The organism is Enterococcus sp. DIV1304_2 (genome assembly GCF_050555445.1).
Classification (GTDB): domain Bacteria; phylum Bacillota; class Bacilli; order Lactobacillales; family Enterococcaceae; genus Enterococcus_B; species Enterococcus_B pernyi.
In genome coordinates this window covers 2,553,898-2,571,578 of the sequence record NZ_CP187851.1, presented here as the reverse complement: position 1 = coordinate 2,571,578, position 17,681 = coordinate 2,553,898, and the positions used below count along the sequence as shown (strand labels likewise).

At 35.4% G+C, this 17,681-nt stretch carries 21 protein-coding genes and 1 tRNA gene; 20 read left to right on the top strand and 2 right to left on the bottom strand.

Translation table 11 applies throughout. The annotated features are described in order from the left end of the window. Window positions 1-3 precede the first annotated feature (3 nt). The 12 genes from IGJ14_RS11850 (at window position 4) to IGJ14_RS11795 (ending at window position 7,214) form a co-directional block, all read left to right on the top strand. Complete coding sequence (locus IGJ14_RS11850; RefSeq protein ID WP_430607869.1) at window positions 4-1,425, top strand: hypothetical protein; 1,422 nt, start codon at window positions 4-6, stop codon at window positions 1,423-1,425. Between the two features lie 5 nt (window positions 1,426-1,430). Next, the gene (locus tag IGJ14_RS11845) at window positions 1,431-1,745 is read left to right on the top strand and encodes a hypothetical protein (RefSeq protein ID WP_430607867.1); all 315 of its coding nucleotides are present in this window, start codon (window positions 1,431-1,433) and stop codon (window positions 1,743-1,745) included. Next, window positions 1,738-1,869: an XkdX family protein gene (locus IGJ14_RS11840; protein ID WP_430607864.1), complete on the top strand. Its 132-nt coding sequence runs from the start codon at window positions 1,738-1,740 to the stop codon at window positions 1,867-1,869. Before IGJ14_RS11845 ends, IGJ14_RS11840 begins: the two co-directional genes overlap by 8 nt. Window positions 1,870-1,880: 11 nt before the next feature. Next, entirely contained in the window at window positions 1,881-2,114 is a 234-nt protein-coding gene (locus IGJ14_RS11835) for a hypothetical protein (RefSeq protein ID WP_301357385.1), read from the top strand. Window position 2,115: 1 nt separating this feature from the next. Next, on the top strand, window positions 2,116-2,373 hold the full coding sequence (locus IGJ14_RS11830) for a holin (RefSeq protein ID WP_430607861.1): 258 nt from the start codon (window positions 2,116-2,118) through the stop codon (window positions 2,371-2,373). 65 nt (window positions 2,374-2,438) lie between these two features. Then, window positions 2,439-3,332, top strand: a complete 894-nt coding sequence (locus tag IGJ14_RS11825) for a peptidoglycan recognition protein family protein (protein WP_430607858.1) — start codon at window positions 2,439-2,441, stop codon at window positions 3,330-3,332. Between the two features lie 149 nt (window positions 3,333-3,481). Then, window positions 3,482-3,916 (top strand): hypothetical protein, encoded by a 435-nt coding sequence (locus IGJ14_RS11820; RefSeq protein WP_430607856.1) that lies wholly within the window; start codon window positions 3,482-3,484, stop codon window positions 3,914-3,916. Window positions 3,917-3,919: 3 nt separating this feature from the next. Then, window positions 3,920-4,468 carry a hypothetical protein gene (locus IGJ14_RS11815; protein ID WP_430607854.1) on the top strand — a complete coding sequence of 183 codons (549 nt, stop codon included), beginning with the start codon at window positions 3,920-3,922 and terminating at the stop codon, window positions 4,466-4,468. Beyond that, window positions 4,461-4,739 carry a hypothetical protein gene (locus tag IGJ14_RS11810; RefSeq protein WP_430607852.1) on the top strand — a complete coding sequence of 93 codons (279 nt, stop codon included), beginning with the start codon at window positions 4,461-4,463 and terminating at the stop codon, window positions 4,737-4,739. The genes IGJ14_RS11815 and IGJ14_RS11810 overlap by 8 nt, the downstream gene beginning before the upstream one ends. Before the next feature lie 1,004 nt (window positions 4,740-5,743). Next, window positions 5,744-5,821 (top strand) — tRNA-OTHER (locus IGJ14_RS11805). Between the two features lie 26 nt (window positions 5,822-5,847). Beyond that, window positions 5,848-6,474 (top strand): L,D-transpeptidase, encoded by a 627-nt coding sequence (locus tag IGJ14_RS11800; protein WP_010734008.1) that lies wholly within the window; start codon window positions 5,848-5,850, stop codon window positions 6,472-6,474. A 416-nt stretch (window positions 6,475-6,890) separates the two neighbouring features. Next, window positions 6,891-7,214, top strand: a complete 324-nt coding sequence (locus IGJ14_RS11795) for a hypothetical protein (protein ID WP_430607850.1) — start codon at window positions 6,891-6,893, stop codon at window positions 7,212-7,214. 868 nt (window positions 7,215-8,082) lie between these two features. Here IGJ14_RS11795 and IGJ14_RS11790 read toward each other — a convergent pair. Beyond that, a complete protein-coding gene (locus IGJ14_RS11790) occupies window positions 8,083-8,340 on the bottom strand; it encodes a hypothetical protein (RefSeq protein WP_010734286.1) in 258 nt (85 codons plus the stop codon). A 569-nt stretch (window positions 8,341-8,909) separates the two neighbouring features. Between IGJ14_RS11790 and IGJ14_RS11785 the strand changes: the two genes are divergently transcribed. The 8 genes from IGJ14_RS11785 to IGJ14_RS11750 all read left to right on the top strand — a co-directional run bounded on the left by IGJ14_RS11785 (window position 8,910) and on the right by IGJ14_RS11750 (window position 15,820). Further along, entirely contained in the window at window positions 8,910-9,104 is a 195-nt protein-coding gene (locus tag IGJ14_RS11785) for a hypothetical protein (RefSeq protein ID WP_065096026.1), read from the top strand. Between the two features lie 34 nt (window positions 9,105-9,138). Next, window positions 9,139-9,489 carry a hypothetical protein gene (locus IGJ14_RS11780; RefSeq protein WP_065096027.1) on the top strand — a complete coding sequence of 117 codons (351 nt, stop codon included), beginning with the start codon at window positions 9,139-9,141 and terminating at the stop codon, window positions 9,487-9,489. Between the two features lie 614 nt (window positions 9,490-10,103). After that, window positions 10,104-10,781 carry a TVP38/TMEM64 family protein gene (locus IGJ14_RS11775; protein ID WP_195273324.1) on the top strand — a complete coding sequence of 226 codons (678 nt, stop codon included), beginning with the start codon at window positions 10,104-10,106 and terminating at the stop codon, window positions 10,779-10,781. Window positions 10,782-10,861: 80 nt separating this feature from the next. After that, the gene (locus tag IGJ14_RS11770; RefSeq protein WP_065096030.1) at window positions 10,862-12,061 is read left to right on the top strand and encodes an MFS transporter; all 1,200 of its coding nucleotides are present in this window, start codon (window positions 10,862-10,864) and stop codon (window positions 12,059-12,061) included. Window positions 12,062-12,273: 212 nt separating this feature from the next. After that, complete coding sequence (locus IGJ14_RS11765; protein WP_065096031.1) at window positions 12,274-12,828, top strand: hypothetical protein; 555 nt, start codon at window positions 12,274-12,276, stop codon at window positions 12,826-12,828. Between the two features lie 192 nt (window positions 12,829-13,020). Further along, window positions 13,021-13,722: a glucosamine-6-phosphate deaminase gene (nagB, locus tag IGJ14_RS11760; RefSeq protein ID WP_065096032.1), complete on the top strand. Its 702-nt coding sequence runs from the start codon at window positions 13,021-13,023 to the stop codon at window positions 13,720-13,722. Between the two features lie 140 nt (window positions 13,723-13,862). Beyond that, window positions 13,863-14,576 carry an MgtC/SapB family protein gene (locus tag IGJ14_RS11755; RefSeq protein ID WP_010734293.1) on the top strand — a complete coding sequence of 238 codons (714 nt, stop codon included), beginning with the start codon at window positions 13,863-13,865 and terminating at the stop codon, window positions 14,574-14,576. Between the two features lie 107 nt (window positions 14,577-14,683). Next, window positions 14,684-15,820 (top strand): AI-2E family transporter, encoded by a 1,137-nt coding sequence (locus tag IGJ14_RS11750; protein WP_066025571.1) that lies wholly within the window; start codon window positions 14,684-14,686, stop codon window positions 15,818-15,820. 62 nt (window positions 15,821-15,882) lie between these two features. Here the strand turns inward: IGJ14_RS11750 and IGJ14_RS11745 are convergent, their stop codons facing one another. Continuing rightward, window positions 15,883-17,670: a glycoside hydrolase family 35 protein gene (locus IGJ14_RS11745; protein WP_195273323.1), complete on the bottom strand. Its 1,788-nt coding sequence runs from the start codon at window positions 17,668-17,670 to the stop codon at window positions 15,883-15,885. Between the last annotated feature and the right edge of the window lie 11 nt (window positions 17,671-17,681).

Sequence of the window (17,681 nt, the reverse complement as noted above, 5' to 3'; positions counted from 1 at the left end):
ACGATGGAAAATCTCTACGTAACCAGTGAAATCACGTTAAATAAAACGGCGGAAAAACGTTCTTCTCCTATACCAACCAACACAGAGTTTTTCAGTTATGATCAACGCGTCGCAAAAAAGACGATCAACTTTCAGTTTAAGGGGGAGCCGTTGGATCTTTCGGAAGCCAATATCATTTTGGGCTTTGACTTCGTGACTGCAGGTCAGTCAGTCATTTTTGAAAGTGCTGATGGCTCAATCAAAATTGAGGATCCCACAGCCGGAAAAGTAAATGTGATGTTGCCAAATGACATTTACGCGTACTCCGGATCAGTGAACATTTATGTTTTTGTGGAGTTTCCTAATGGCCAATCTTTAGACTATCCGGCATTTAGTACCGAATTCCAAGAATCTTGGCTTGATCAAGATCTTGGAGAAATGGCGCAATTTTATGTGAAGCGGTTCGAGGATCTACGAAACTTGGTTCTGGAACAAGCCTCAGGAATTGATCAGGATTTGACCGAATTTGAAAATCGAATTGGACAAATTGAATCGGACCTTGCGGCCTTTGACATCGATGCCCTAGCGAAGGAAATTGAAGAAGAGATTCGCACAACGGTAGAAGGAAGGCTCAGTGACATCGAGCAACGACTTGATGATGCGGATTTTGTCACAGAAGAAAGTGTTGATCAAACACTAGAGAAGTTTATGTTTGGTGCACCGCTAGTTCGAGAACCATTGCTTGATTTAACTGGGAAAATTCGAGGAAGCTTTGTCGAAAATGTTCATAGAGCAGGTGGCGTCCTCTCGACCTCTTTGCCAAGCAATGCTGCTGCAGGGACAGAGATTACACAAGCGCAATACAATCGAATAGCTACGAATGATGGGCTTGATACTAGCATTAGCGCAACGTCTTCAAATGGTCGAATGCAAGTTGTTTTTACATGGGACATACTCGGTGATATGAAGCGACGGTTTCCTGAGTTATTCACTTTTTTTTCTCCACAAACAGTACAAGAGGAATTGGCTGTAATTCAACCTTTTGTTAAGAATATTCAGTTTACAGCCTATGCGCATATCAATTCCACCACCTCATATCCGATCATTGGGTATCGGAGAATGCCTGAAAACACCGGATTCAACTGGCAAGAAATGGCAAGCCACGAGAGCACTTTCCATGATAAACTCACTTTTCCACTTGAGTTAATAACCGGTACTACAGTACTGGGTCATGTTGGCAAAGCAGCCGCGGTCTTACGTGGTCCTGAACGACAAGCAACTAATCAAAATGCGATTCGGGTGGCATATGCAAAAGTAGAATATACAGTTGCGCTTAGTTTAACCAATTTATATATACCCAAAAGGATTGATCAGATAGCGAACCCAACCATTGACATGTTAAATCACTTAGCCCAGCGAATCAATGACTTAGAAAAGAGAGGATGACAAAAATGGAAGGACACAAAGCAATTTTTGACACAAGAGATTTACAAGATCTGAGGCCAATGTTTACTCCGGAAGATAGAAAAGTATTTCACCCTTACACAGAAGTCGCACCACCTATTGATCCACACGTGGTGATTATAGGATTTGATTTTAATCGTCAACGATGGAACGTGGTGAGTGCTGCCACACCAGAAGAAGTCGAAGAGCTGCAAGAAACAGCAGACACACTAGGGAAGTCGGTTGTGCAATTAACGTTACAAAATCTACAACTGTCACAACAAGTAAGAGAACTGACTCAAGGGGGGCAAGAGAATGCTTAATTTTGAGACAATTCAAGATTGGTATAATCGTGGATGGATGGCAGATGATGATGTTCATCAGTTTCTGGCACTTGGTGCGATCACAGAGGAACAGTCAAAGATAATTTTAGAGAATGAGGATTAGGTAGGTGACTTATGGAGGCGTTAACCATAGCTGAGTGGATCGCAATTGTTTCACTGGCTTTTACATTGATTTTTGGTATTGCAAAATTTTATGCGATGTTCACGAAAATGGATCACACACTGAGTGAATTGAATGAGACCATCAAGGAACTTAAAAAAAATCAGACAGAATCTAGCAATCGGCTTTCAATTATTGAAGAACAAATCAGATCTATTTTTAAGCAAATTGGAAAGGAGAGAAAATAAAATGACAGAAATCTTAGCTGCTTCAAGTATTATTACACCGCTAGTCGTCGGTGTCACAGGGTTGATTAAAACACAAATGAAGAATTACAAACTCTTACCCGTGATCAATGTGATTGCGGGTATTTTGTTAGGTGTGCTTTATGCAGTAACCTTAGCACCACAAGATTTAGCGATTTACGCATGGGCTGGAGCTGTTTCAGGATTAGCCGCTGGCGGATTATTTGATTTAGGAAACAGTGTCATTCAGTCGGAAGAATGACAAATTATCAAAGGAAAAACACAGCCAAAAGGCTGTTTTTTTATGAAAATTAGGAGGAATTGATCATGACAAAAATTATAGATTTAAGAGGCGATTCAAGAATTTTAGGACCAACCAATGCCAAAAGGAATGTTTCTCAAGTAACTAAAATTGCTCGTCACCATTCTGCAACAACTACTGGAGACGTTTGGGCGTTTCAGAACCATTGGAATGGCACATTAGGCTGGGGAACAGGTGGGTATCATGAAATCATTTTACGAGATGGTACCGTACAATGGTGCTACTTCGATAATGATGTGACAAATGGTGTGGGGGGACATAATACACCAACTTATCATATTTGTCTTGTTGGTAATGGTTCATTTACAGCTGAACAAGAAAAAGCATTTGAAGAACGAGCAAAAGCGGCCATGCAACGTTTTGGTTTATCCGTCAACGATGTATTAGGGCATAACGAATTCAGTGGTCATGCCTCGAATATCTGCCCAGGTATTAACATGAATACGGTTCGTGAACGATTACGAGCGGGGAATAACTTAACCCATGATCAAATTATTTTAGCGAGCCCACCCAAAACGAGTGGAAATTATGTAGGGAAGTTAGAAGTGTTTAATGAGCTACAATTGGGAATCTTCCGGATTGCTGGGTGGTTAGTGCCAATTAATGGTGCAGCTTATTTAAATCAAGGATACGTCTTCTGGATGGATGCCGACAATCCGGATGTTGAAATTGGTCGTTGTAAATCAGCCGGTATTATTAGAGATGATGTGAATGCAGCCTATGGATTACCTAGTGGCCTGCGATTTGGATTGGATGGCACACTAGATATCCGAAAATTTGCAGGGAAAAGAGTCTTTCCGATGTTACGACGAACAAACGATCCGAATGGAAATACGATCAATGGACAAACAGTCGACATTCGTTTTCCTGAGTATGTTTTGACGATTCCTAAGCGATGAAAAATTACTTCTCATTACGATAGGAGGTATTAAACAATTTATTATGTAGCTTTTATATTGTAAAACTCTATTTTAGATGATATATTTGTATTACAAGCAAGTTTATGATATGAAAATTTACTCTCTATAAAGTACTATAGAGAGTATTATTGAAAGAATGGATGGGCTATATGAATAAAATTGCGCAGATAATTATTTCAGATGAATTTCAAGCTCCAAATGAAAATGAAGGAAATCGTGGAGTCCTTATTAATCCGTCATTAGGAGTTGGTGTGCCTGGTGTCCCTACACTTTATAGCTTTACAATAACTATATTGCTAACTGGTTATAAAGGCGTAAAAATCAACAAATTAACTGTAAAAATTCTAGATAAATCAGAAAGTGATCCTCATAAAAGAATACTCTTTTATCAAGATATTACAACTGCTATTTCCGAAGAACAAATGATTAATTATAATACGAATCTCAATTTTGATATGAGGAATTTTAGATTTAGGCATGAGGGATTACACAATATTGAAGTGACACTAAACGATGAAGTAATTTCACAAGAATTTGCAGTTTATGTTCTAGAGGAAATGTGATCGATGAATACATTGACTAATATTACTAAGCTAGATTATGATGAAAAAAATTCTGAGATTATTAGTCCCAAAATTTCTGTTTTTGAAAACAGTAACGAAAAATCAATAAATTATAACAAAACAAAACATACAGAAATAAGTAAATATGTTGCAGTTGGACTAGTTGTTTTGAGCTTTAATTGTACTTCTAATAATAATCCTAAAGTAGTGTCGAATGATTATCAAAAAAAAATTATTTTAAACGAAAGTTACGGATCTACAAATGTAAGTCAAGTAACCAAGATAAATACTAAATCTTTAGCGAATCCGGGATATTTAAATTTCGTTGTTGATAATGTCAAAGAAAATAAGGATGTGAATTCTGAAATGATTACTGAAATAAAAAAAATTCAGCAAATTGAAAATAGTTTATTCTATGTTGGAATAGCTATGGGAGTATTGATACTAATCGCTCCCTTATTTTCAAATATTTCATTTCAGCTTTCTGTACCGGCTTCTTTTTTTGGGTTTTCTACTTTAGTGCCTAAGTTAAGAAGGTATGTAAATGGCTGAAGAAAAACAAATTAAAGAAGCAAAAGATACACTGGTTAGGCACGGGATAGAGCAAATCAAAAAATTTAAAAGCACTACTGTATTTGTTGTAGTTATTCTGATTTTAGGAGGAACTTTTCTTCGTCAGTTGTTAAACGATGTTGAGAATGGATTCTATAAAAACTTCTTAACAACTGTTATTGTTCTATTTGTATTATATGTCATGTATAAATCGATACAGTATGTTTTTAAAAGTGAAAAAGTTGTCATAGAAGAGGAAACAAAAAAATAATCCTCAGCCAGTTATCCTTAGACGAGGTCCTTTTTTGTTTTTCAATTGACTTTGCTAACTCCTCTAGATCATCAAGCGTAATCTTAGAATTGATAAAAGAATGAACATTTTTCTGAGGGCAAAAAAGCACATGACTTGAACAATAAATAAAATCATAGTACCCTTAAGTTATCCTCAGTACTAAGAATTCGTTTTTTAATACCGCCCACTCTCTGGAGTGGGTCTTTTTGTTTATTTAGAAAAGATTAAGAATTCTCAAACGGAAGTTAAGCGCTTGCTAAAATTTTAGGGGCAGGCTTAAACTACCTGTAGGCGCCATCATAAAAAGAGAGTATCGACAACTAAAAACTTCTGGGGGAAGTGTATAGCGTGTATATCGATACTCTCTTTAATAATTATAACATACGTAATTTAGACAGCAAAATGATTCTATCAGTTGAATAATAAATAAAAAGATAGTATTCTTATTGTATCATCCTAACAACATTGCTTTTTTTACATCCCGCTCATTGGAGCGGGGTACATAAAAGAACATATTATTTGAACACAGCTTGAAATCGTAGTGAGTTTTAGGCATCCACATTCAGAACATTCTTTATCCTAAGGTAGCCCGCTCTTATATGAGCGGGTGTTTTTTTGTCTAAGTGAATCTGATTCGATTTAAATAATCTAAAATGAATAAGCAACAGTTTATACTAAATCGATATCTCTAGAACTGATAAATAATCGTTTTTTTATTATATCTACATGAACTCCCGTTTGCTCCTTACTACTATTGGAATGTAATAAGAATGAAGAATGTGTAAGTGTTTGTAAATTTACATTAAGGAATACTCTGTAACATTGACAATAATAAAAATTATTCGATACAATTTGGCTATAACTATTTCATTATTTATATTTACGATGATATATATTTAAGTCATAGTGATAAGAAGATTGTTACCACCGTAAATAAACTATTTACCAGATAATAGTTTTGAGGACTCTTTTGATAATAATTGGTACCCTTAGCTCAGTTAGGCAGAGCAGATGGTGAGTTAATAATCGTCCGGTCGTAGGTTCGAGTCCTACAGGGTACATAAAAATAAAGCAAAGGATTATTTAGATGAAAAAAATAATTATATTGGTTGGCATTATTATTCTCGTCACTATTATTGCAATTTCAGTGGCTAATATAACTAGTAATAATGTTTTAGAGAATCAAAAAATAAATACTCAACAAAAAAGTAAAGATGATTTTTCTGAAAAGAAAGCTGAAAGTAAAGAGAAAATTGAAGATACTAAAGAAGCTGTTCACCCATGGAATAAACCCTCTGAACCTCAGTATCCAATAATAAAAGAGCCAAATCTGTTATCAGTAGAAGTTTCCATAAAAGAACAAAAAGTTTTTATAAAGGAGAATAGCAAAACTATATATACAATGATTTGTTCAACTGGAGATAGTAAAGCAGGAACACCAACACCAACTGGAGATTTCGTAATAGAACCAGAACGAGGAGATAAATTTTATTGGCAAGAAGATAATGATTGGGCATATAATTGGGTATCGTTTTCAGGACATGGTGTTTATCTTTTTCACAGTGTATTAATGTATAATGAAAAAGAAGTTGAGGAAAAAGAAGCTTTACGATTAGGGCAAGAAGCATCTCACGGATGTATTAGACTACCATTGCCAGATTCAAAATGGTTTTTTGACAATATACCTGTCGGTACACCAGTGAAGATATACTAGGTAGAATGATTGTGTCATCATATTAGACGATCTTCTATAAGTTTATGATATTCATTCTGGGCTACTCGAAAGAGTAGTTTTTTTTTTGAAAAGAAAAATACGATGTATTTCTTGGTGCGTCATGTTATTGTTACATAGATAATGAAATGAAAATGACCATACTATTTAGAAAAATTGTTTAAAATCAAAAAAAATTCATAAAAAGTTCATGTATTGTAAAAATATGAATTTTTTTAACTCTACAGCGTACTAAATTGAAATAATCTTAATCATTTAAACGTATCTATGGATGATTAAAAAATGTTGTGACAATACTGTAAGCGCTTCTTATTGATGGCTTAAGCAAATAGGCATAGTTAATTTCATTCTTTTTAATACACTCTAAGTGTACTAAAAAAATGATAGGAGTGGTCAATATGAAGAAATTTTTATTAGCATGTCTAGGAATTTTAGCAACAGTTAGTTTTGCAGCGTGTGGTCCTAAAGCGTCGGAAAAGCCAAAGAGTAATTCGCCGAAGCAATCACAGCAGATTCCTAGAAAAAAACAAAGTAGTGACACAAATGGCGCTAAGAAGAAAGAAGGCTCAACTCAACAGGGAAAAGAACAGCAGAATAAACAATCGAGTGATAGCAAAGAAAAGAAGAGCCAACAAACACAACCGAGAAAAAGAAACAATTCCAAAAATAAAACAGCACCCAATAAAGAAAAATCAAATGAAAGTAATTCAAGTAATAGGTAAGTACACTGGCCAACCAGACATAAGGTGAATAAATGAACAGGAAATATTTATAAAAAACACTCGCTTGTTAAAGGTGAGTGTTTTTAGTTCTAGAATTTAGTCTATCAAATTTTTAAAGTATTTCAAAATAATACAGGTGGTAGCAATAAATTAGGTAGTGCATGTATGAATACTCTATTACTTAACTATTAATATAGATTTGAGATACAAAGTAATTATTCTGTCTTATCCATATTGCTTTTTAATATACTAGGATATATGAAGAAACATATAATTTGAACATAACTTGAAAAGACAGTAAGATTAGAATAGCCTCACTAATGCGGATTGAATCCTTTAGTGGCCCGCTCTTTTCGAGCGGGTGTTTTTGTTGCAAGTTAATAAACTTCGAATTGAAAATGACCATACTTTGACCATACTTTTGGAAGGTCATTGATAATTATGAACAATGACCTTTTGCAAGTTTTCCTTTATTGTAAATAGATAAGGATTAATGGTGGATGTTGATGAGCTAGAAAAAAGTAACAGTTAAATAATTTTATTGATTTTTGATCGGCTAAAAACCTTATTGATTAAGGTTTTTAGCCTTTTTTTGTTTCTTGAAATGCTCTGTGTTTCTAGTATAACTCGTGGCAACACAAGTAAAAACGTAAAAATCATTTGATAATGAGTAGTAGCAGAAAAGAAAGATGTTCATCAAGTCTATTGCTAAAACTTATTCGTGATTAGATATAGATGGCAATAGATGATAGTAGCTAAAAGGAATTTGGGTACGTGTATAATTTCTCGTAACTCAACTATTATCCAGACTCGTTCTGGTAGTGTTTTTGTATAAAAAAAACGACTCAAAATGAGTCGTTTTAACAGATTATTGTAATAGATCATTAATTTCTTTAAATTCTTTATCAAGTTCTTTTTCATCATATTTTTCGTATTTATCAGCTTCATGAAGAATTTTTTTGATTTCATGAATCGCCTTACGTTCAACTAACCATTTTTTTAGGTTGTGTTTTTTTTCTGGATTTTCAGATAACGTATCAAGTTCATTTAATTCTTTATCCAGTTTATTGACTGTAGCAACAATTTTGTCTAAAGCTTTTTCTTCTTTGTGTTCTAAATCTGACATTTATCTTCACGTCCTTTTTATTTGATAATTTAAGTATAGGACGTTGCCATAAATTCTTCCAAATAAAACCCTTATATATGCTTATTTGCATAAAGGAGAAGAACTCAACAATTGATAGTTCATCCCCTCCATAGGATTATTTGATTGAAAAGATGGTTGGTTTTTGAGCTATACTTTGGTGGAGTAACTAAAAATGATAGTAATTTTCATTAAAGCACAGAAACTATCAGTAATTTTTTTAAATTGTTAAAAGCTTGATATTAAAGCGGTTTAAGTGAATAGAAGCCATTAGTAATTATAAAATTAAAATACAGGTAAAAGCATATGCGCTAACCACCTTCGGGTGGCATTTTTTATAGCAGATATAAATAAAACGAATAGAAAGCCTTGTTTTTATAGACTATAATTATGTTGTGGTACATGATCTTCTATCCAACTTGTAGGACAAAAGGCTTGTCGTTGCAACCTTCAATTAATCTCGCCAGATCCTCTGTGTTTTCTGCCACTTTTTTCTCAGCTGCTTGAAAGAGTAGCCTTTACATAAATAATTTAACAAAGAAGGTATAGTTATGTATTATGTAGAAGTTCAAACACGAGGAGTAAAAAATAAACAGTATGTTAAAACGGTACGCCATAATTATCCTTTATTAGGATCATGGGAAGAGGCTGAACCATTTTCAAAAGAATGTGCATGGCAAATAAAGTCAATATTAGAACAAGAATTAACTTGTGGAAAAGCAAATGTCACTATCATAGAAAAGTGAAAATGATTGGAAATTTAAGTAGGAAGGAATAGGTATGACATATGAGGTTGAGGTCAGTAAGGAAATTCTAAATGCATTTTCTGGGAATCAATCAAACAGATACCAAGAAATAATCATGTATAAAGTGAATGAGTATTTGACACATAACTTTTATCGAATCAAGCCTGTTGATACACCTGCAAAACAATCGATTTATGAAATGAAAATCCGTTTAGGAAAAGAAAACTTTCGAATTGCTTTTATAATAGAGGATAAGAAGGTACAAGTTTTTTATATTAGTCGAACGTTAAAAAAAGAATTATTTGATAAAGAAGTAAACAAATTTATTCATCGATTCAATAAAAATCACAGAATTACTAAGTCTATCAAGAAAGTAGAGGCATAGTAAAATGAACATGATTTGTAAAAAGCAATTAAAGCAATTTTTGAAAAGAAAATTTAAATCGAAGGATTGTTTTAAGTTAAAAATTCTTACGTTCAAAAAAGATCGCTATTTACTTATCAGTTATGATCAAGAACGATATACAATAGTTGAAGATGGATTCGAAAAGAGTAAGTATGAATTCGACTCTTCAGATGAAGCAATAAAAGCAGTGATGAAAATGGCAAATATTGAATTTAAACGTAGCTATAGACTTCATGTACAACAAATCCTCTAATAGTAAAGTCTGATGAATCGAAAAAATCCTCTTACGATGTAGAAAGAAATAGGAAATATTAATAAATGAAAAATTAGAAAGCCAGATATTAAAGCCACCAAGGTAAACTAAAAGCAGTGAATTATTGCAAAATAAAAGTAATTAAATCTTTTCTATTCATGATTATGAACCGAAACTTTGATATGAGTGGTTCGGTATTTTTTGAGCGAATTGTATTGTCTTCAGCAAGTTTAGAATAATAGTGATTGAAAGTCTGGTATTTTAAGTATCACGTTTGTTCTGTTTCCTCATCTAATGATACACTAACAGTGAGTAAGTCTGAGGAGGAGAAGAAGTCGCTATGAAAAAGCAATATATACGTAATACACTGATTGGTTTAGGATTACTGCTGATTTTGTTTGTTGGCTATCAACTTTATTTAGAGTATCGACCAGATATCCAGTTATTGCTAGATCCACGGGCAAGTCGTAAAGAATGGATGCGAGAAATTCGTTCACACGGAGTATCTGCTGCGTTTATTTTGACGTTGTTGATCAGTTTGATGTGTGCGGTGCCAGGTATTCCTACTTCTGTGATCGGTGTGGTCGTCGGCCTAAGTTATGGTCCATTTCTAGGAACAGTTATCAATGTAACAGGCAATGCACTTGGAAATATCTTATCGATCGTTTTGATGCAACATTTAACCTTTATGGATCATAGTAAAAAAGAGAATCGTTGGGTCAAAGCAATACGTCGGATGAAGCATCCAAAAATAGGAGTCATGATCGGCTATATGGTACCGGTGATTCCGTCTTCTGTCGTGAACTTTGCCGCAACCTCCTTAAATCTTTCGGTTCGTGAGTTATTATTATCGATCCTTATCGGCGTAGTGCCATCTTCCCTTTTATATGCGTGTGGCGGAGAAGCATTGTTTCATGGGGAACATATAAAAGCACTTGTTTTGGTCGCTAGTGTGTTAGTTTTAACAGTATTGGTGGTCATTATCTATCGAGATCGAAGAAAACATTTAGTTAAATAACTTTATTTATTTTATTTGAGCCTCCCTGTTTTCAATTATTCTAAGAAGTTGTAAACTAAGAAAGGAAATGGGGGAATCCGATGGAAATGAATAAGCAAACACCGCTTTCGAAATCATTGATTTTATTATTAGCGATCACCTGTGGGGTAGTCGTCGCAAATATGTATTATATCCAACCAATTGGCACAAAAGTAGCGGCAAATTTATCAGTCAATACGAGTGCTGTGGGTTTGTTGACGATGCTGACTCAGTTAGGCTATGCATTAGGATTATTATTTTTAGTTCCATTAGGGGATGTCGTCGATCGACCTAAATTGATCATTCGCATGGCGGGATTATCTGCACTATCCTTATTAGCAGCCTTTTTCGCACCAAACTTTGCTCTATTTGCAGTTGCTTCTTTCTTGATTGGTCTACTATCGATTGTTCCACAAATCATTATTCCTTACGGCGCCGTACTTGCAGGACCAGCAGCGCGAGGAAAAACCATGGGGATCTTATTGAGTGGTTTACTAATGGGCATCTTGCTCTCTCGAACTGTTTCAGGACTTCTTGCTAGTTGGTTTTCTTGGCGTAGTGTTTACCTATTTGCCCTTTGCCTAGTTGGAGCGCTCACTGTGCTACTCTATTTAAAATTACCGAGAACACAAGGGACGGTAGAAAAAGAGTCAACAGTCTCTTACCTTGCCTCACTAAAAAGCTTACCGAAACTCGTCAAAGAGCAACGATTGTTGCGTGAAGCTGCAATCAATGGCTTTTTTATGTTTGGAACGTTTTCGCTTTTTTGGTCAACGCTGATCTTTTATATCAGTAGCCCAGCCTATGGTTGGGGAACTTTTGAAGCAGGGATCTTGGCAATCTTTGGTTTGTCGGGAGCAGTAGCTGCGCCGATCGTGGGCCGCTTGGCGGATAGTTATTCAGAAAGAAGAATCGTTGGCATGGGCTTAGTGATGCAGACAATCAGTTTCCTAGCCTTATTCATTGCGGGTGACTATGTTGCTGTCCTATTAGTTGCAATCATTTTATTAGATGTTGGGAACCAGTTCGGGCAAGTAGCGAATCAAAGCAGAGTACAAGGTCTTGGCGAAGCAACAAGTAACCGCAACAACACGATTTTTATGTTTATGTACTTTATCGGTGGAGCAACAGGCTCTTTATTAGGCTCAATGATGTGGCAGCATTATGGTTGGGTAGGTGTGACTGTTACGGGACTGATTTTCCAATTGTGCGCGTTTATCTTTCAAGCAATTATTTATCCTGATAAAAGAAAAATAAGCTAGAATAAATTAATTAACTATATAAATTTTGTATACCAACTAAAGGAGAGGATAGGTTCTTTTTAGTTGGTATATTTTGTTATAGCATAATTATGGATTTATATCTTGGTTATCAAGAAAAAATTGCATTCTATTTTAATAAATGGTTTTTTTATTAAAATAGAGTGAAGGAGAAGTGGTGAAAATGAGCTATATACCATTAAAAATTACTTTTTATGAAAATAGAAACGAATTCGAGGAAGAGTATAACTCTAGATTTAACTTTTTTTCTACTTTTAATTTCAAATTATCTTTCTAGAAAATTAGATTTTTTAACTGGGATCACAATTTCAAATGCAATCACACATGATAAAAAAGCTTATGGAAAGTTATTCGAAGAAGTTTCAAATCCGAGAAATAAAGCGGATTTGACTCTGTTTGTACAAAATATGTATCAATTGATTATTGATGGACAAACTAAGGTGATTGAAGAGCTACAGATAGCAAAAGCCAAACTAGATAATGCAATTAATAATCTTAAACAATTGGATCTGAAAGACAAAGATATGGTTGAAGTATTATTTGTATTGATTCAAGGTCATTTATATAATGAGGTAAATGAATATATTACAGATATTGAATTGAGAAAACACATTAATATATCTTATCCTAAATTAAAACAAATCAATCAATATTTGATCGCTAAAAAGCTCATTGTACAGATTAAAAAGAAACCCTCAATCCATATCCTTTCATCAGAATTTCAAGAGAGGCTAGAATCATTCTCATAAGAACGAAATTTTGTGATATGTTTTGTTTACCTATTATTTATTTTCAAATTTGTAAGGGATTGTTTTGGTAAACGGAATAATGATAGTTACACCTTAATAAATGATTTTTTTATATTTGGTCTATACAGATATTGTCATTTTGAAATAAAGGTGCTATAATTGGGCTATACCAAAACAAAAGGAGTAATCGTTATGGAAATCATTCGTGTGAAAAATGCTGAAGAAGGCGGAAAAAAAGCTTTTGAGATAATTAAAAATGGAATGGAAAATGGTGCGAAAGTTCTAGGTTTAGCAACAGGGAGTACGCCAATCACTTTATATAAAGAAATGACTTCAAGCGACATGGATTTCAGTAACATGACTTCTGTTAACTTGGATGAGTATGTTGGACTAGGCGGTTCAGATGATCAAAGCTACCGTCATTTTATGAATGTTGAATTATTTGACAAGAAACCATTTAAAGAAACATTCGTACCTGATGGAAAAGCAGCTGATTTAGATCAAGCTTGTCAATCCTACGACCAAATCATTGAAGAACATCCAATCGATATCCAAATTTTAGGGATCGGTCAAAACGGTCACATCGGTTTTAATGAGCCTGGTGCTCCATTTGATGGAAAAACAAGTGTGGTCGATTTAACTGAATCAACAATCAATGCCAATAAACGTTTCTTTGATAAAGTGGAAGACGTCCCAACGAAAGCAGTTTCTATGGGAATCGGCTCAATTCTAAACGGTAAAAAAATCGTCTTGATGGCTTATGGCGAAAGTAAAGCAGAAGCAATCAAAGGAATGATCAACGGACCTGTTACCACAGATATGCCAGCAAGTGCTTTGCAAAATCATGATGACGTGGTAGTCATTGTTGATGAAGCAGCAGCAAGCAAATTATAATAGAAAAGATTTCAGTCACTGGAGATCATCTGGTTTTTATCAGATGATCTGGCACAGTGGCTTTTTTTAGGTCATAAAAAATAGTTATATTTTGTTTGTTTTTTTTAGTCGTGCTATATTTGATAAGAGGGGGGATAGTCATGGAGGATATGGTTTTATCCATACCAGAAATTATTATACGATTGAGTATTGCATTGCTTTTTGGCGGAGCAATTGGTTTTGAGCGACAATATAAAAACCGTCCAGCAGGGATGCGTACACATATTTTGGTTTGTATGGGGGCTTGTATCATTGCCTTGATCCAAGTGGAAATTGCCAGTGGTGCGTTGAGAAATGCATTAGAGTATCCTGAATTAGTTGGGACCCTCCGTTCAGATGAAGCCCGCTTGATTGCACAAGTTGTCAGTGGCGTCGGCTTTTTAGGAGCAGGTACGATCATCGTCACGAAACAATCAGTGACTGGGTTAACGACCGCAGCATCACTTTGGGCAATCGCAGGATTGGGTATTGCAATCGGAATGGGTTTTTATGCCATTGCACTCACTAGTTTCGTCGGTATTGTGTTTGCATTGACTGTAGTGAAGCGCATCATCCATGTACCAACAACAAAAAAATTAGTGATCCAATTTATTCATCGAAAAGAAACCAAGGATTTCTTGAATGATTATTTTGAAAAAAGAAACATTACGATCGAGGATGTCAATTTTGATGTAAAATTTGTGGATGATTACCGTATTTATAAAAATGTTTATACGATCGATTTACCAAAAGGATTGACGTATGCAGAAGTGATCGAAGAATTATCCACGTATAAAAATATTACTAACTTACATCTGGTTAGTTTATCTACCTAAGTAACCACTTTTTTTAAATAACAAGAAATAAAAGAAAAAATAGCGCTTTACCGATGAATAAATGATAAAATAAGAGTATCTGTAAGCATGAAATTTGGAGGATATCTATGTATTCAAGGTTCAAAGAGTCAAAATTGTTATTTTGGACAGTGGAATTAGTCTTAACGATTATTGGCGTTTTCTTTATTTTACGTATGCCAAATGTGTTTCACCCGATTTTAAGAATGGCATCTGCAATCATTATGCCGTTGATCATTGCTGGATTTTTCTATTACATGTTTAATCCAGTTGTCTTGTTTTTAGAAAAACATCGAGTACCACGCGTGTTGGGCTATCTATTGACATTGATCGTTTTATTAGTGATCGTCTTTTTGACCATCATGAACATCCTGCCTCAATTGGTTGATCAAGCAGTGCAATTAACCAGAAGTATCCCTGCATATGCAGACGAAACAAGTCGTTGGTTGACTGAGATCATGCAAAGAGAAGAGTTTCGTTCATTGAATCTAGAAGAACAGTTTGCGTCTGCCAACTTGTCGTTGAGCAACTTGTTCAATATCTTGTTGGTTAGTCTGACAGGGAGCGTTTCAAGAATTCTTTCTTTTATGATGCAATTCTTTATTTTATTGTTTACTGTCCCATTCATCTTATTATTTATGTTCAAAGATGGACATAAATTTATCGATGCGTTATCGCCTTTCTTTCCTCAAGCAATTCGAGGAGAATTACGCCAAACGGTCAGAGAGTTGAATGAAACACTATCTGCTTATATCAGTAGCACGATTGTGGATGCAGTGATCATTGGCGTGATGAGTTTTATTGCAATGACGATTTTCAAGCAGCCATATAGTCTGTTGTTGGCAGTCGTTTGCGGCGTGACGAATATCATACCGTACGTTGGCCCTTTTATTGGTGCAGTACCAGCTATTATTGTCGGACTGTTTATTTCGCCATTTCAAGCACTCTACATGGCGTTATCCATTCTTGTTATCCAACAATTGGATGGCAATGTGATCAAGCCATTACTCTTCGGAAAAACAATGAACATTCATCCACTAACGATCATTTTAGTATTGATCGGTGCAGGAAGTGTTGCTGGGATCATGGGAATGTTGATCTGTATCCCTGTGTATGCGGTGATCAAAACATTAGTATTGAATATTCGTAAGATTTATTTATTGCGGAAGTTTGAACAAGTTCCGGAAGAAGAACACCCAAAGAAAATTGAATTGGAACATGAATAACTGACAACGAAAAGAGACGAGGGTCATCAAATGATGACTCTCGTCTTGTTTGTTTATAATAGTTAAACACTTTGCTCAACTTTCGGTTCTGCGAGAAAATCTAAAGAGTGGATCTCGACGCCTTCTGTTTCGAAAATCACCACTTCATTTTTCCCTTTTTTAAGGAAATCTTTTGGACAATAAAGTGAATAGATCGGTCCACGATTCCAATAGCGGCCAAGGTTGATCCCATTGACAAAAATCACTCCTTTACCATAGTTGGAACAATCGATATACGTATCTACCGGCTCGGCTACATCAAATGATACGTGATAAAACGAAGGATGAGCTGGATTTTTACCAGCTTGATAGTCGATCAGCTGAAGTTGCTCGGCTGATAGTGGCAAAGGATAATGTAGATAGCCTTGATGGAAATGGATATCTTGCATGATTCCGCCACGAATCCCTTTTGTTTGGGTCGGGTTATTCAATTTTGAGCCATAATTGACTCTTCCATGATTTTCTACTAGTACATCTAATTGGATTTCTTCATTTTCTGTCTTTCCTTGGATCATGAACTCTTCACCGATCGTTGTTTGGTCTTGCGTCAATTGATAGGTTTCGTCCACATAAACAGAAACTCGATCACTTGCTTCGATGATCCGCACTTTGTTTTCATGGTGATAGTTTTTCAATGCCAAAGAATATAAGACGTAACCATACCCATTACTGACTTGTTCCATCGTCATAGGATATGCGGTAGGTACCGCTTTTGCTAGTGTTTCTTTTGTGTTTAGTAAAGAAACGCTAGTATCAATTGGGTAACTACCAAGAGACTCTAATTGTTTTGTACGTGGTTCTGCTTGCCATACGTCGGGGCAAACTTCTTTGATTGCTTGTTGGACAGCATAATATTTTTCTGTAGGTTCACCCACTTCAGTGAGTAACGCATCGTAGTCATAGCTTGTCAATTGTGGTAAATCGGTATTTCCACGTGCGGAACAGCCATTATAAAAACCAAAATTGGTGCCTCCGTGGAACATGTACAGATTCAAAGAACCGATTTCTAACATATCTTTGACTTCATTCGCTAGGTCTTGAGCATCTCGTTTGATGATCGGCTCGCCCCAGCGATTAAACCAACCATCCCAATATTCCATACACATCAAGGGCCATTTTTTCCCATGTTTCTCAAAAAAGGTTTGCAAGACCGCACTATTCTCTTTAGAATGACTACCAAAATTGCCAGTGACGAATACATCATCTTCAATCAGGGTTCCAGCATCCAATACTTCATTCCAAGCGCCATCGGAAGTAAATAGAGGAACAGTGATGCCGGCATTCTCTAGTAGTTGTTTCGTTTCATGTAGATACGCTTTTTCCATCCCATAAGAACCATATTCATTCTCGATTTGGATCATGATGACAGGGCCACCGTTTGAAATCTGTAAAGGTACGATCTTTGGCAGTAAGGTATCATAGTATTTTTTGACTTTTGTCATAAATCGTTCATCCGTCGACCGCAAACGAATACCTGGTTCTTTTAATAACCAAGCGGGTAGACCGCCAAACTCCCATTCTGCACAAATATATACAGAAGGACGTAGGATCACCATTAGTCCGAGTTGTTGAGCAAGTGCAACAAAAGCAGTGAAATCATTCATCCCTTCGAAGTTGAATTGTCCTTCTTTGGGTTCATGGATATTCCAAGGGATATAGGTTTCGACAGTATTTGCGCCTAATGCTTTCAAGTTATATAAGCTATCTTCCCATTGCGATTGAGGAAGACGGAAATAGTGGATGGCGCCACTGATCAATTTGATCGGCTGCCCATCTAAAAGAAAGTCTTCTTTTATTTCAAAAGTTTGCATGTTGGTTTCTC

Coding starts and splice junctions, on each gene's coding strand:
- IGJ14_RS11785 (WP_065096026.1), top strand. CDS start 8,910: ATGTATTATGTAGAAGTTCAAACACGAGGAGTAAAAAATAAACAGTAT.
- IGJ14_RS11835 (WP_301357385.1), top strand. CDS start 1,881: ATGGAGGCGTTAACCATAGCTGAGTGGATCGCAATTGTTTCACTGGCT.
- IGJ14_RS11775 (WP_195273324.1), top strand. CDS start 10,104: ATGAAAAAGCAATATATACGTAATACACTGATTGGTTTAGGATTACTG.
- IGJ14_RS11850 (WP_430607869.1), top strand. CDS start 4: ATGGAAAATCTCTACGTAACCAGTGAAATCACGTTAAATAAAACGGCG.
- nagB (WP_065096032.1), top strand. CDS start 13,021: ATGGAAATCATTCGTGTGAAAAATGCTGAAGAAGGCGGAAAAAAAGCT.
- IGJ14_RS11795 (WP_430607850.1), top strand. CDS start 6,891: ATGAAGAAATTTTTATTAGCATGTCTAGGAATTTTAGCAACAGTTAGT.
- IGJ14_RS11845 (WP_430607867.1), top strand. CDS start 1,431: ATGGAAGGACACAAAGCAATTTTTGACACAAGAGATTTACAAGATCTG.
- IGJ14_RS11745 (WP_195273323.1), bottom strand. CDS start 17,670: ATGCAAACTTTTGAAATAAAAGAAGACTTTCTTTTAGATGGGCAGCCG.
- IGJ14_RS11800 (WP_010734008.1), top strand. CDS start 5,848: ATGAAAAAAATAATTATATTGGTTGGCATTATTATTCTCGTCACTATT.
- IGJ14_RS11815 (WP_430607854.1), top strand. CDS start 3,920: ATGAATACATTGACTAATATTACTAAGCTAGATTATGATGAAAAAAAT.
- IGJ14_RS11750 (WP_066025571.1), top strand. CDS start 14,684: ATGTATTCAAGGTTCAAAGAGTCAAAATTGTTATTTTGGACAGTGGAA.
- IGJ14_RS11770 (WP_065096030.1), top strand. CDS start 10,862: ATGGAAATGAATAAGCAAACACCGCTTTCGAAATCATTGATTTTATTA.
- IGJ14_RS11810 (WP_430607852.1), top strand. CDS start 4,461: ATGGCTGAAGAAAAACAAATTAAAGAAGCAAAAGATACACTGGTTAGG.
- IGJ14_RS11790 (WP_010734286.1), bottom strand. CDS start 8,340: ATGTCAGATTTAGAACACAAAGAAGAAAAAGCTTTAGACAAAATTGTT.
- IGJ14_RS11765 (WP_065096031.1), top strand. CDS start 12,274: ATGAAAATAGAAACGAATTCGAGGAAGAGTATAACTCTAGATTTAACT.
- IGJ14_RS11825 (WP_430607858.1), top strand. CDS start 2,439: ATGACAAAAATTATAGATTTAAGAGGCGATTCAAGAATTTTAGGACCA.
- IGJ14_RS11780 (WP_065096027.1), top strand. CDS start 9,139: ATGACATATGAGGTTGAGGTCAGTAAGGAAATTCTAAATGCATTTTCT.
- IGJ14_RS11830 (WP_430607861.1), top strand. CDS start 2,116: ATGACAGAAATCTTAGCTGCTTCAAGTATTATTACACCGCTAGTCGTC.
- IGJ14_RS11840 (WP_430607864.1), top strand. CDS start 1,738: ATGCTTAATTTTGAGACAATTCAAGATTGGTATAATCGTGGATGGATG.
- IGJ14_RS11755 (WP_010734293.1), top strand. CDS start 13,863: ATGGAGGATATGGTTTTATCCATACCAGAAATTATTATACGATTGAGT.